The organism is Ensifer sp. D2-11, assembly GCF_054161295.1.
Map to the genome: position 1 here is coordinate 2200918 of NZ_CP096433.1, position 13018 is coordinate 2213935.

Annotated in this window: 12 protein-coding genes; 6 read left to right on the forward strand and 6 right to left on the reverse strand. The window is 62.3% G+C overall.

The features are described from left to right. Position 1: 1 nt before the first annotated feature. From M1D34_RS10670 to M1D34_RS10680, 3 genes are read right to left on the reverse strand one after another with little or no spacing between them, the layout of a single operon-like run. A complete protein-coding gene (locus M1D34_RS10670; RefSeq protein ID WP_010968977.1) occupies positions 2 to 379 on the reverse strand; it encodes a Na+/H+ antiporter subunit C in 378 nt (125 codons plus the stop codon). Continuing rightward, entirely contained in the window at positions 379 to 798 is a 420-nt protein-coding gene (locus tag M1D34_RS10675) for a Na(+)/H(+) antiporter subunit B (protein WP_010968976.1), read from the reverse strand. Before M1D34_RS10675 ends, M1D34_RS10670 begins: the two co-directional genes overlap by 1 nt. Further along, a complete protein-coding gene (locus M1D34_RS10680; protein WP_498778979.1) occupies positions 795 to 3170 on the reverse strand; it encodes a putative monovalent cation/H+ antiporter subunit A in 2376 nt (791 codons plus the stop codon). Before M1D34_RS10680 ends, M1D34_RS10675 begins: the two co-directional genes overlap by 4 nt. A gap of 252 nt (positions 3171 to 3422) precedes the next feature. On the opposite strand from M1D34_RS10680, the gene msrB reads away from it, so the two are divergent. Next, positions 3423 to 3830, forward strand: coding sequence for a peptide-methionine (R)-S-oxide reductase MsrB (msrB, locus tag M1D34_RS10685; RefSeq protein WP_010968974.1), 408 nt, complete (start codon positions 3423 to 3425; stop codon positions 3828 to 3830). Positions 3831 to 4025: 195 nt separating this feature from the next. Then, positions 4026 to 4523 (forward strand): hypothetical protein, encoded by a 498-nt coding sequence (locus tag M1D34_RS10690; RefSeq protein ID WP_010968973.1) that lies wholly within the window; start codon positions 4026 to 4028, stop codon positions 4521 to 4523. A gap of 281 nt (positions 4524 to 4804) precedes the next feature. Here M1D34_RS10690 and trhA read toward each other — a convergent pair whose 3' ends face one another. From trhA to M1D34_RS10705, 3 genes are all read right to left on the reverse strand, one after another. Next, positions 4805 to 5467, reverse strand: a complete 663-nt coding sequence (gene trhA / locus M1D34_RS10695; RefSeq protein ID WP_003527401.1) for a PAQR family membrane homeostasis protein TrhA — start codon at positions 5465 to 5467, stop codon at positions 4805 to 4807. A 270-nt stretch (positions 5468 to 5737) separates the two neighbouring features. Beyond that, on the reverse strand, positions 5738 to 6082 hold the full coding sequence (locus tag M1D34_RS10700) for a TraR/DksA family transcriptional regulator (RefSeq protein WP_003527402.1): 345 nt from the start codon (positions 6080 to 6082) through the stop codon (positions 5738 to 5740). A 60-nt stretch (positions 6083 to 6142) separates the two neighbouring features. After that, positions 6143 to 6565: a universal stress protein gene (locus M1D34_RS10705; protein ID WP_003527403.1), complete on the reverse strand. Its 423-nt coding sequence runs from the start codon at positions 6563 to 6565 to the stop codon at positions 6143 to 6145. 369 nt (positions 6566 to 6934) lie between these two features. Between M1D34_RS10705 and M1D34_RS10710 the strand changes: the two genes are divergently transcribed. The 4 genes from M1D34_RS10710 (at position 6935) to M1D34_RS10725 (ending at position 12370) form a co-directional block, all read left to right on the forward strand. Next, positions 6935 to 7825 (forward strand): VOC family protein, encoded by an 891-nt coding sequence (locus M1D34_RS10710; RefSeq protein WP_498778983.1) that lies wholly within the window; start codon positions 6935 to 6937, stop codon positions 7823 to 7825. Between the two features lie 186 nt (positions 7826 to 8011). Beyond that, a complete protein-coding gene (locus tag M1D34_RS10715; protein ID WP_498778985.1) occupies positions 8012 to 10120 on the forward strand; it encodes a S9 family peptidase in 2109 nt (702 codons plus the stop codon). Positions 10121 to 10132: 12 nt separating this feature from the next. Further along, positions 10133 to 10660 carry a DUF1697 domain-containing protein gene (locus tag M1D34_RS10720; RefSeq protein ID WP_498778987.1) on the forward strand — a complete coding sequence of 176 codons (528 nt, stop codon included), beginning with the start codon at positions 10133 to 10135 and terminating at the stop codon, positions 10658 to 10660. 237 nt (positions 10661 to 10897) lie between these two features. Beyond that, positions 10898 to 12370, forward strand: coding sequence for a protein adenylyltransferase SelO (locus tag M1D34_RS10725; protein WP_127540510.1), 1473 nt, complete (start codon positions 10898 to 10900; stop codon positions 12368 to 12370). The last annotated feature ends 648 nt before the right edge of the window (positions 12371 to 13018 follow it).

The window sequence follows — 13018 nt, forward strand, 5'->3', positions numbered from 1 at the left end:
GTCAGTATCCCAGCGGCGGTGCCGGCTCGTTCACCGGTTCCGCAACACGCATCTCGTCCGTGTTGTCTGTCGCGAGGTCTTCATAGGCGCGCCAGGCGAGAACGAGGAGAAAGGCGAAGAAGGAGAAGGAAATCACGATGGCGGTCAGGATGAGCGCCTGCGGCAAGGCATTGGCCGCCGGACCGGAAAGCACATCGGAGCCCTCCGCTATGACCGGCGGTACGTCGCGCGTCAGACGGCCGCCGGTGAAGATCAGAAGGTTCACCGCATTTCCCAGGATCGCCACGCCCAGGAGGACGCGGATGATGGATTTCGACAGAAGCAAGTAAATGGCGACGGTGAAGAAGAAAGTGACCAGCAGCGAAAACCAGGTCTCCATCAGGCGCCCCCTCTTTCTTCAAGCGACAGCGCGATCGAACTGATGGCACCGACGACGACCAGGTAGACCCCCGTATCGAACAGCATGACGGTGGAGAGCGGAACCTCGACGCCGAGAAAGGAGGGATATATCCAAAGCCCGGTCATGAACGGCACCCGCGCGAAAAGTGACACCAGTCCGGCCACGGTCGCGGCGAAAAGGCCGGCGCCGGCGATAGCCATGGGGTGGAAGAATATCGCCCGACGCACCGTCTCCACGCCATGGGCGATGCCGTAGATCGCCAGCGCCGAAACGGCGATCAACCCGCCTATGAAGCCGCCCCCGGGCTCGTTGTGGCCGCGCAGCAGCACGAAGATCGAAAAGAGCATCATCAATCCGGCGAGGAAGGGCGCAACGGTCCGAAAAATGATCGACTTCATACCGGCTCCTTCGTGTTCGCATCAGCGGCCGCGATCTCGCGCGTTTCGCCGCGTCTCAACGATCCCGCCCGCAACCGCACGAGGGAAAGGATGGACAGGCCCGCAACCAGCACGACGGCAATTTCGCCAAGCGTATCCGTGCCTCGGAAGTCGACGATGATGACGTTGACCACGTTCGCGCCGTGCGCGATCGATTTCGAATAGAGGTTGAAGAAGTCCGTCAGCGTCGCATCGAACGGCACGCCGGTAACCCGGAGAAGGAAAAGGCCGAATCCGATTCCGCAGGCGAGCGCGATCGTGAAGTCGGGAAGCTTCTGCCTGAGTGGTCGGTGATCCGAGGGAGACAGCCGCAGCCGGGTCATCACCAGTGCCAGCACGACGACGGACAGCGTCTCTATCATGAACTGGGTGAAGGCGAGATCCGGAGCGCCGTAAAGCAGGAAGAGCATCGCGACGGCGAAGCCCTGAATTCCGAGCGAGACGATCGCCGTCAGCCGGTCCGCGGCCAGCACCACGGCGAAGAGGCCAAGCACGGCGATCGCCATGATCGCGAATTCGTGCAGCGGAACGTCGCCCGGAAAGAAAGGTGCGCGCGGGAATTCGCCGTAGCGCAGCGGCAATGCGAGCATGACGGCGGCGACGAGCAGGAAGGTCACGGTCATGTAGTTATCGAGACGGCCGCCCTGCAATCGGCGGGTCGCGGCGACCGCAAACCGCACGAGGCCGCGTATGAACTGGTCGAAGCCTCGATCCGGTCCCCAGCCGATATCGGCAAGGATCACCGCCATGGCTGCGCGCAGCCGCGTCAGATTGAGGAACAGAGCGACGCCGACCGCCAGCGTCACGACGGAGAGCAACAGCGGCACGCCGATATGCGGTGCGAGAGAAATCGTCACGGTTCTCGGTTCGCCGGCAACGGCCGAGGCCATGGGCGAGGTCACGAACCGATGAACAAGGCCCGACATCAGCGCGATGGAAAGGCCCTTCGCAGCCAGGATTGCCGGGCCGATCCAGAGGAGCACCGGTGCCTCGTGGGCATGCCTCGGCGTATCGACCTTCGGGCCCAGAAACGGTTTTAGAGCGATCGCGAAGCCGACGGCGAACATCAGGCCGTTGCCGAGGATGGTCAATGCCGCGAAGACCATGGACCGGCGGTCGAAACCGGAGAGTGCGGCGTAGATTTCCTCTTTTGCAAGGAACCCGAAAAAGGGCGGCAGGCCGCCCATCGACAGGGCCGCCGCAAGAGCTATGGCGAAGGTCAGAGGCATCGCCCTGCGCAGGCCGCCGAGCTTCGTCAGATCGCGCGTACCGGTTTCATGATCGATGATGCCGGCCACCATGAACAGCGCCCCCTTGAACAGGGCATGCGCCACCAAGTAAAGCACTGCGGCTTCGATGGCGTAGGGCAGGCCGAGGCCCGTCAGCATGACCAGAAGACCGAGCGACGACATGGTCGTATAGGCCAGCATCATCTTCAGGTCCGTCTGGCGCACTGCCAGGGCGGCTCCGGCGACGAGCGTCGTCACGCCGAAGAGCGGCAGCAGAACCTGCCACTCCGTCGTACCGCCGAGCACCGGGTTGAGCCGCATCAGAAGATAGACCCCCGCCTTCACCATCGTCGCCGAGTGCAGATAGGCCGAAACGGGCGTCGGCGCTTCCATGGCGTTCGGCAGCCAGAAGTGAAACGGAAACTGTGCCGACTTGGTGAATGCGCCGCCGAGGACGAGGAGCAGCGCCGCGAGATAGAAAGGGCTTTGCTTCAGTTCGTCGCCGAAGGACAGGAGCAGCGAAAATTGCGTGACGCCGCTGACGTTCCACAGGATGAGGAGCCCGGCGAGCAAGGCAAGCCCGCCTCCCCCCGTCACGACCAGGGCCTGCAAAGCCGCGCGGCGCGCCGCCTCGCGGGTGTGATCGAAGCCGATCAGCAGGAACGAAGTGATCGACGTCAGCTCCCAGAAGACGAAGAGCATCAGGAAGCTGTCCGAGACGACGAGCCCCTGCATCGAGCCCATGAACATCAGGATGAACGAAAAGAAGCGGCCCTGGTCGGGATGCCCCTTCAGATATCCGCCCGAATAGAGGACGATCAGTGTCCCGATGCCCGAAATCAGAAGCGCGAAGGTCAGTGACAGGCCGTCGATCAGCCAGGAGAAGCTGACGTTGAAGGACGGTATCCAGATATAGCCGCCGGTAACGATCTCGCCAGCGGCGACTTCCGGAATGAAACCTGCGAGATGCATGAAGATGGCGAGTGGCGCAAGCGCCAGCAGCCAGGCGGCATTCCCGCCGAGAAGCCGGGTCAGGGCCGGTGCGACGACGGCCGCGGCAAAGGGAAGACCGAGGGCCAGGAATGTCAGGGCCGCGGCATCCATCGTATCGACACGCTCCTTCTCATTGATCTTTCAGTCAAGCTTTAACCGGACATAGAAGAAGGGCGGGCCTGCCTCAAGGGAAATCGGCCGCGGTGTGAGGTTATGCCACGTTTATACTATGTAGAGGGCAGCGGCTTCGCCCCGACCCTGATCAGGATCCTGTCCAGGACGCGGAGCTCCCGGCATTGATCCCCATTTGTGCCCGAGCGGATGCCATCCTATATATTCGCTGCAATCGAAAGGAGCGCAGCCATGTCCGAAAACCGGATGCCGAAGATTACGAAGACGAACGAGGAGTGGCGGGCAGCGCTGACGCCCGAGCAGTACCGCGTCACACGCGAGCATGGCACCGAACGTCCCTTCACCGGCCCCTTCCTCGACAATAAAAGGCATGGCACCTACAAATGCGTCTGTTGCGGCCGCGCGCTGTTCCGCTCGGACACCAAGTTCGATTCCGGCTGCGGCTGGCCCAGTTATTTCGCCCCGGTCGATCCGGACGCGATCGCTGAATATGTGGACCGCTCTCACCTCATGGTCAGGACGGAGATTCGCTGTGCCGATTGTGACGCCCATCTCGGCCATGTCTTCCCCGACGGGCCTCCTCCGACGGGCCTGCGCTATTGCCTCAACGGCACCGCGATGACATTCGAGGAAGATTGACCATAAGGGACTGTTCCGGCGGCACTTTCCAGCATGCGTGTTGTCTATCCGCATGCCCTTAAACCCGGAACGATTTGAAGATAAGATGATGCAGCAGTTCAAAGCCGTTGCGACGGCCCTCGCGCGTGCAGGAAGAAAACGCGCGGTGCGTTGAGAAGAACCGGCAGGTCGAACGAAGCCGAGAGGACGCCACGCATGCGCCGTGCCTTTATCGCATCTCTGCTCCTCGTGACGCTTGCCTCGCCCTCTGTCGCCGAGGACGACTGGCACCCTTACGCCAATCCCCGCTTCGGCTACACGGTCGACATCCCGCCCGGATTCGAGATGGGCCTTGAGGCCGATAACGGCGACGGCGTCAGATTTCATGCCGATGACAATGGCGCGACGCTCATGGTGTTCGGCACTCATCCGCCGGATGGCGACTTCGAAACCGACGTCGCCGAAAGAATCGGCTACGAGAAGCAGGCCGACTGGCGAATCATCTTTTCGCGCGTCACGCCCGCCTGGGCAAGCTTTTCCGGCGCGCGCGAGAGCGACGTTTTCTATACGCGGGCGATTGCGCTCTGCGACGGCAGCGCCGCCTATTTCAGGCTGCAATATCGGAAGAGCAACCTGACCAGTTTCGATGGCGTCATCTCGCGCATGGCCTCGGCACTCAGGCCGTCGGAAGAATGTCAGCCTGCAGCAGACTGAAGCTGCAGCTTTGAATCTGGCTAAGGCCTGTTGAGATTCGGGATACCCGCCGCAGCCTGTTTGATTACCTCATCCCTGTGCTCGTCACAGGGATCCAGCCAGACCAAGTCCTTGGGCTGAAACAACGCTTCCCGCGCCGCAGACGCGGCGCGGCTCTCATCTCTGTGACAAGCACAGAGATGAGGAAGAGGAGAGATTGCAATCCGGTGATACGTTTCCTGGGCCAGCCAGAGCCAGGTCATCCGCGCCGACAGCTCGACTCGACCTAAAAACATCGTGATCTAAGATACAGCGGCGCTGCTGATGCAGGTCAAGACTGCGGAATAGTGCACAGCCGCTCCCGTGACGACGAAGCCGTGCCAGATGGCGTTCTGGAAGCGAAGACGCTCCCAGACATGGAAGATGACCCCGACCGAATAGATGACGCCACCGATGACGATCAGGGTGAGCGTCGTCGCGCTCAAGGCGGTAAAGAGGGATTTCGCGGCGAGCAGCCCGCTCCAGCCCATTGCGAGATAAAGCAGGATCGCCAGCCGATCGAAGCGCCCGGGCAGGAGGCACTTCATGGCGATGCCGGCGGCTGCGATAAGCCAGATGGCGACCAGCATCGAGAAGAGGAACGGATCATCCCAGCCGCGTTGCAGGAAAGGCGTGTAGGTTGCAGCGATCAGCACGAAGATCCCGGAGTGGTCCAGCCGACGCAGGAACCACTTGGCCCGGCCGACCGGAAAGAGATTGTAGACGAATGAAATCGACAGGGCGGCGATGAGCCCGCCACCATAGATCGAAGCCGCGGCCAATTGCCCGGACGTGCTCCAGACGGTGGCGTAAAAGATCAGGGCGGTAACACCGACGAGCGCCGCCGAAAGGCCGATCCCGTGGACGATTGCGTCGGCGATCATCTCCGATCGGTCGTAGTCCCATTTGACGCCGGCAACCTTCACGCGGCCCCTCCCGCTCCGCTCCCGATATCCGTCTGCAGCCTGCAGCAGCAACGAAATACCTCATGACCGATTGCAGCGGATTCGAACAGTTCGAAACGCCGCACAGGATCACCATGGTTTCGGTTCATCCTGCCACAGAGCAGCGACACGGCAAAGCACCAGGATCGGGCGAAAGGATCAACTTTTGCAACGCATTACAACAAATACCGCACCCTGCGCGGGAGCGTGCAGCAAACGGCTTTCGCTGAAGCAGATGGGAGCTTTGGGTGGTTATCTCCCCCCGGTCGCGATCTCGGCGGCGCAGGTCTGACAGAGCGGCGCATGCGGCACGGCGCGCAACCTTTCCGGGGATATGGCGTCGCCGCAACGGACGCAAATGCCGAAGGTTCCTGCTTCGATGCGGTTGAGCGCAGCGTCGATCGCGCGAATTTCGCCCTGGCCCGCCAATCCGAGTCCTTCCAGGACCTCGTCGCTCTCCCGTTCCGTTACGCGATCCGGCACATCGGCATTCATCGGCTGCTCGAGGTCTTCCTCTATCTGCACCAGCCGGCCATGAAGTTCGCGTTTGCGGCGCAAAAGCTGTTCGCGAAAGTCGTCAAGCGCATACTTATCCATTGCGTGACTCCTTCGGATCGCGGCGCAGGCGGCCTGCACCGCTCCCTTCTATTCCCAGTATTACCGGTCGACGAGAACCGCGCAGGGGCAATGGCTGACGACACGGCTGGCGGTCGACCCGATGAAATAATCGATCAGCCCCGGGCGGTGGGACGCGATGATCACCAGGTCGGCATTCTCTTCCTCGGCGAGAGCGTTGATGCTGCCGGCAGCTCCGCCGGTGCGGATTTCGACGCGCCCGTTGATGCCATGCTTGGTCTTCAGCGCTTCCAGGGTCTTGACCGCGTGCTTGCGCGATTCCTCGATCATCTCCAGCGGAAAATCGACGATCATGTAACCTTGTGCATAGGCGTTGAGATCCTCGACGACGTTGAGCAGAATAATCTCTCCCCCCTCATCGATCAGTTTCTCGGCGATGCCAAGGACGGACTCGCCGTGCTCCAGCTGATCCATGGCGATCGGCACGATGATCTTCTTGTACATGCTGCTGCGTCCTTTTCCTATGTTACCACGTCGCGCGCCGAATGCGACGCTGATCCCTCAGCTTGGCCGGTCATCCGGCCCCGGCTCCCGTCACGGACGGAAACCACATCACGCACCCCGTCCTGCGCCGGACCGACATCGAACGGTGGCGGCTGTACGGGCCTTGACTTGGATCAAAGTGACCGCCCCTCTGCTCTCATCGCTCCCACCGTTAAAGGTAGCGCGGCCGTGACGACTGTCAACGTTCATCGAACACAACATCAAGTAATATAAGAGCTTTCGCGAACCCGATCACGTGCTCATATTGAATTAGGGCAGCAGATCACAGTCTCGGGCGTCGCCCTCCCGCTGTCCGAAAAGGCGAATAGGATGAAGGACACCTCACAACCGAAGCCGCAGGCCAGCGTTCCCGCCGATCACGCGACGGCGATGCCCGCTTATGTCGATCGGTCGCATCTTGTCGTCAGCGACCTGGAGACGGTCTCGTCCTGGTACCAGCGGATAATCGGTCTGTCGCCGATCGAGGCGAACATAAGCGGCGTGACGCTCGGCGTCGCCGGAAGACCGCTCCTGACGTTGACGAGCGACGGCAATGCCGTAAGGGCTCCGCGAAACGCACCCGGTCTCTTCCATCACGCATTTCTGGTTCCGGACCGCACCGAGCTCGGACGCTGGCTCGTGCATGCCGCCGAGAACGGGGTGCAGTTGCAGGGAGCCTCCGATCACCTCGTCAGCGAAGCGATCTACCTCGCCGATCCGGAGGGTAACGGAATCGAGATCTACCGCGATCGACCGCGCGAGGAATGGAACTACGGAGCGGACGGCATGGTGGCAATGAACACGCTGCCGCTCGATTTGCAGGCACTCTACGAGGAGGTGCCGAAAAACGGCTGGGACGGCCTGCCGGCCGGCACCACGATCGGTCACATTCACCTTCAGGTCTCGGATATCCCGCAGGCGGACGCTTTTTTCCGCGATGCCCTGGGGCTCGACGTCATGGCGCGTTATCCTGGAGCCAGCTTCTTCGCGACGGGCAAGTACCATCACCACGTGGCGGCCAATATCTGGAATTCGCGCGGGGCGCCTAAACGCCAGGAAAACATGACCGGTCTCGCCGACTATACGATCCGCTTCCGGGAGCCGGCGGCCCTCGACGCCGCGATCCGGAAGATCGACGCCCTCGAAATAGCCGTGGACAGGCAGGGCGACGCGCATAGCCTCACCGACCCGTGGGGCATCGGCCTCAAACTCGCCGCCTAGACGGCTCGGCAGCCCTTTCCGCTTGATCGCCGCGCTGGTGCCCTCTATCTCATTGTCTCCCCCATACGGCGCCGCACGTCTCGTCAGACGCGAGGTTGCTGTAGCGCTTTAATCTGCTGCGTGTTCTCCCCTTGAATCGGTAGGATTCCAGAAGACATGCAGCAGGACCGATCCCGGAGACATGCCTTGTCCGTATTCAAGAACCTGCCCGCCGCGCCCGTCGCCCCGAAAAAGCCGGTAACGGATACCCGCCACGGCATGACCCGCACCGACGATTACGCCTGGTTGAGGGCCGAAAACTGGCAGTCCATGTTCAAGGATCCGTCGATCCTGGATCCCGAGATCCGCCGCCATCTGGAGGCGGAGAATACCTATATGAACGCCGCGATGGCGGACACGAAGGACCTGCAGAAGACGCTGTTTGCCGAAATGCGCGGCCGGATCAAGGAAGACGATTCATCGGTTCCGATGAAGGATGGCCCTTTTGCCTATGGGACGTCTTACGTCACCGGCGGCGAGCATCCGCGCTATTTCCGGATCCCCCGCGAGGGTGCAGCGGGCGACGAGACGATCCGCCGGGTGCTGCTCGACGGCGACAGGGAGGCTGAAGGAAAGGCCTATTTCCGTATCGCCGGACTTGACCATTCGAGCAATCATTCACGCGGAATCTGGGGGTACGACGACAAGGGCTCGGAATATTTCACGCTGAAGGTGCGCGACCTTTCGACCGGCGAGGACCTCGAGGACCTGCTCGAAAATACGGGTGGCGGCGGCGCCTGGGCGCCGGACGGCAAGAGCTTCTTCTATACCGTGCTCGACGAGAACCACCGGCCATCGAAGATCTTCCACCACGTCATCGGCACGCCGCAGTCGGAAGACCGGCTGGTTTATGAGGAGCCCGATGCCGGCTTCTTCATGTCCGTCGGCGGTTCGCTCCTCGATGATTTCATCTATATCGACATACATGACCACGAGACGAGCGAATACCGGCTCATCCCGACCAGGGACCTTGCCGCGGAGCCAAGGATCGTGGCGGTGCGCGTAACCGGCCTTGAATATTCCATGACCGAGGGCGGCGACGTCTTCTACATTCTCACCAATGCCGACGGCGCCAAGGATTTCAAGATCATGGAAGCGCCGGTGGAAGCGCCGCAGAAGGAAAACTGGCGCGAGGTCGTGCCGCACAAGCCGGGAACCCTGATCCTCAGCCATATGGCCTATGCCCGCCATCTGGTCTGGCTGCAGCGCCGCAACGGCCTGCCGGAAATCGTCATCCGCGACCGCCGAACCGGCGAGGAACACGCCATCGCATTCGCCGAGGAGGCCTATTCTCTGGGGCTTGCCGGTGCGGCCGAATACGACACCGACATCATCCGTTTCTCCTATTCGTCGATGACGACGCCTTCGCAGCTTTTCGACTACGACATGCAGACGCGCAAGCGCACGCTGCTCAAGACGCAGGAAGTCCCCTCCGGCCACGATCCGGACGACTATGTGACCCGCCGGGTCTTCGCTCCGGCGCACGATGGCGAGCAGGTGCCGGTCACCCTGCTCTATCGCAAGGACACACCGCTCGACGGATCCGCCCCTTGCCTGCTCTACGGCTACGGTGCCTATGGCATCACCATTCCCGCCAGCTTCAACACCAATTGCCTGTCGCTCGTCGACCGCGGCTTCGTCTACGCGATCGCCCATATCCGCGGCGGCAAGGACAAGGGGTTCCACTGGTACGAAGACGGCAAGATGGCGAAGAAGACCAATACGTTCAAAGACTTCATCGCAGCCGCCGACTATTTGAATCAGGAAAAGTTCACTTCCTACGCGAACATCGTCGCCGAGGGCGGCTCGGCCGGAGGCATGCTGATGGGCGCCATCGCCAATATGGCGCCTGAGAAGTTCCGCGGCATCATCGCCGCGGTGCCCTTCGTCGACGTGCTCAGCACGATGCTGGACGACACGCTGCCGCTGACACCCCCGGAATGGCCTGAATGGGGCAATCCGATCGACAGCCCGGAGTTCTACGACATCATCGCGAGCTACTCGCCCTACGACAATGTCGGTGCCAGGCCGTATCCCGCCATTCTGGCGCTCGGAGGCCTGACCGATCCGCGCGTCACCTATTGGGAACCGGCGAAATGGGTGGCAAAGCTGCGCGAGGAGACGACCGGCAGCGAACCCATCCTGCTCAAGACCAACATGGACGCGGGCCACGGCGGCGCTTCCGGCCGCTTTCAGCGGCTGGAGGAGATCGCCTTCGAATATGCCTTCGCCATCAAGGTCGCAGGCAGGATGTAAGGGGCGGAGCCGGTGCCGGTCTATGTAGCACTGTTCAGGGCCGTCAATGTGGGCGGCACCGGCAAGCTGGCGATGGCGGACCTCAAGGCCGTCTGCGACGAGCTCGGCTTCGCGGGCGCCAAGACCTTTATCCAGAGCGGCAACGTCGTCTTTCGCTCTGACCTGCCTGAGCCCGCAGTGCAGGCGAAACTCGAACAGGCGCTGGCGGCGAAAATGGGCAAGGCACCGGGAGTCTTGCTCCGCAGCCGCCGCCAACTGGACGACATCGCGGCCAGGGCGGAGCGGTTTCTCGATGCCAAGCCGAACTTGCTGCTGATCACCTTCCTGCCGGAGCCGCCTCCCGCCGACGCGCTCGACAAGCTGGTGGCACCTGATGGAGAAGAGGTGCGGATCGACGGGCGCGAAATCTATGTCCACTATCCGAATGGATCCGGTCGATCGAAGCTGAAGCTTCCGGCGCTCAGACCCGGCACGGCGCGCAATCTCAACACGATACGCAAGCTGGCGGAAATGGCAGCCGCGATGGAAGACGGTTCCTGACGTTACAGCGAGACGCCACATCGCTGCGATCTGTGAGGCCTGCCTGCCACGAGCGGCGCTCAGTGCCTGATCGCGATGGCCCCTTCGCACGAAGCGAGCGAGGGGCCCATGTAGGCGTCCAGGCCGAAACCTCGCGAAAAGGGCTGGGCTCGTGTAGACTTGCTGCGAAAGGGCGGCCGACTTCCGGCGTGCCGCTGTATCGTGATGAGTTCCGTTCCAACGCAGCCAATTTCAAAGATGACCGCATTCCGCTTCGACAACAGCTACGCCCGGCTGCCGGCCAATTTCTATGCCCGTGTGCAGCCGACACCGGTCGCGGAACCGTGGCTGATCAAGCTCAACCGCCCGCTTGCCGGAGAGCTTGGGCTCGACGCCGAAGCGCTCGAACGCGACGGCGCGGCGATCTTTTCGGGCAATCTCATCCCCGAAGGGGCCGAACCGCTCGCCATGGCCTATGCCGGCCACCAGTTCGGCACTTTCGTGCCGCAGCTCGGCGACGGACGGGCCATCCTGCTCGGAGAGGTGACCGACGCCGGCGGGCGACGACGCGACATCCAGCTCAAGGGAGCCGGCCAGACGCCCTACTCCCGCCGCGGCGACGGTCGGGCGGCGCTTGGGCCCGTCCTGCGCGAATATATCGTCAGCGAGGCGATGCATGCGCTCGGCGTGCCGACGACCCGTGCGCTGGCTGCCACGGTCACGGGACAGCCCGTCTACCGCGAACAGATCCTGCCAGGTGCCGTATTCACCCGGGTCGCGGCAAGCCACATTCGTGTCGGCACGTTCCAGTTCTTCGCGGCACGCGGCGACATGGAGTCGATAAGGACGCTCGCGGATTATGTGATCGGCCGACATTATCCGGAGCTGAAGACGGATGAGAAACCCTATCTCGCGCTCCTCAAGGCAGTCGCGGCGCGCCAGGCTGCACTGATCGCGCGCTGGCTGCATGTCGGCTTCATCCATGGGGTGATGAATACCGACAATATGACGATTTCAGGCGAAACCATCGATTTCGGCCCCTGTGCCTTCATGGACGATTACGATCCGAAAACCGTGTTCAGCTCGATCGATCAGTTCGGCCGCTACGCTTATGCCAACCAGCCGGCTATCGGTCAGTGGAATCTCGCCCGCCTGGCCGAGACGCTGGTGACGCTGTTCGATCCCGTAGCCGACACGGCCGTGAACCTCGCCAACGACGCTCTTGGCGAATACGGAACGATCTTCCAGAAGCACTGGCTCGACGGCATGCGGCGCAAGATCGGCCTGCTCACGGATGAAGACGAGGATCTCGATCTCGTGCAGTCGCTGCTGACGCTCATGCAGAACGGAAAAGCGGATTTCACCCTCACCTTCCGCCGGCTGGCGGCTTCAGCGGAAAACGCAACCGCGGATACGGAGCTTGCAAGCCTCTTCGAAGAACCGCAGGCGCTCTCACCCTGGCTCGAGCATTGGCGCCGACGGCTCGAACGCGAGCCGCAGCCGGCAACCGAACGCGCTGCCGCGATGCGCTCCGTCAATCCCGCCTTCATTCCGCGCAACCACCGGGTGGAACAGGCGATCGCTGCGGCAACCGAAGACGCGGATTTCTCGCTCTTCGAGGCGCTCCTCGACGTTACCTCCAGACCCTACGAGGACCAGCCCGGCCACGCAGCCTATGCCGCGCCTCCCGAACCGGGCGAGGAAGTGCTGCAGACCTTTTGCGGCACGTGAATATTTGTTTTCCAAAGCGTTGCGAATGACCTGCCCCTCATCCGCCTGCCGGCACCTTCTCCCCGCAAGCGCTACGGATGCACATATCTCTTGTCCAGCCCTTCGCGGACTTACTCCGGAGTGGCGGCATCTGTATTTCCAGCAGTGGCGAGGCTTGCGGATGGGTCCTTGGGATCAAACCCGTATGCGCTAACATTGGCATTAGCGGTCACCCGCCCCTCATCCGCCTGCCGGCACCTTCTCCCCGCAGGCGGGGAGAAGGAACAAGCGGCGCCAACTGAACCCCGCATTCACCGCCCGCCCGAGGGAGCGAGTGGGCGCGGCATATCCCTTCTCCCCGCCTGCGGGGAGAAGGTGGCGGCAGCCGGTTGAGGGGCAACCCCGACCGAGCGGGGTTGAGGCGGTTGGGTTCCCGAGGGATCTCCTTCATGAGCAGTATCCGCCGCACCGGCGCGCAAGAGATATGTGCATGCCGTAGCCGCAAGCGGGGGGAAGGTGCCCGAGGCAAGCACCTCGGCCACCATTATCATCGGCGTTTCGTAGGGGCACGTCCCCTCTCCCCGCCCCGCGGGGAGAGGGTCAGGGTGTGGGGCTCTTCACCGGATTGCGGCTATTGAAAGGCACGCGTTTTGCGTTAGTTTTCACGAA

Bases quoted from the DNA above. Each gene is read 5' to 3' on its own strand.
- M1D34_RS10670 (WP_010968977.1), bottom strand. From the start codon at position 379: ATGGAGACCTGGTTTTCGCTGCTGGTCACTTTCTTCTTCACCGTCGCC.
- M1D34_RS10675 (WP_010968976.1), bottom strand. From the start codon at position 798: ATGAAGTCGATCATTTTTCGGACCGTTGCGCCCTTCCTCGCCGGATTG.
- M1D34_RS10680 (WP_498778979.1), bottom strand. From the start codon at position 3,170: ATGGATGCCGCGGCCCTGACATTCCTGGCCCTCGGTCTTCCCTTTGCC.
- msrB (WP_010968974.1), top strand. From the start codon at position 3,423: ATGTCCGAAAACCGGATGCCGAAGATTACGAAGACGAACGAGGAGTGG.
- M1D34_RS10690 (WP_010968973.1), top strand. From the start codon at position 4,026: ATGCGCCGTGCCTTTATCGCATCTCTGCTCCTCGTGACGCTTGCCTCG.
- M1D34_RS10700 (WP_003527402.1), bottom strand. From the start codon at position 6,082: ATGGATAAGTATGCGCTTGACGACTTTCGCGAACAGCTTTTGCGCCGC.
- M1D34_RS10705 (WP_003527403.1), bottom strand. From the start codon at position 6,565: ATGTACAAGAAGATCATCGTGCCGATCGCCATGGATCAGCTGGAGCAC.
- M1D34_RS10710 (WP_498778983.1), top strand. From the start codon at position 6,935: ATGAAGGACACCTCACAACCGAAGCCGCAGGCCAGCGTTCCCGCCGAT.
- M1D34_RS10725 (WP_127540510.1), top strand. From the start codon at position 10,898: ATGACCGCATTCCGCTTCGACAACAGCTACGCCCGGCTGCCGGCCAAT.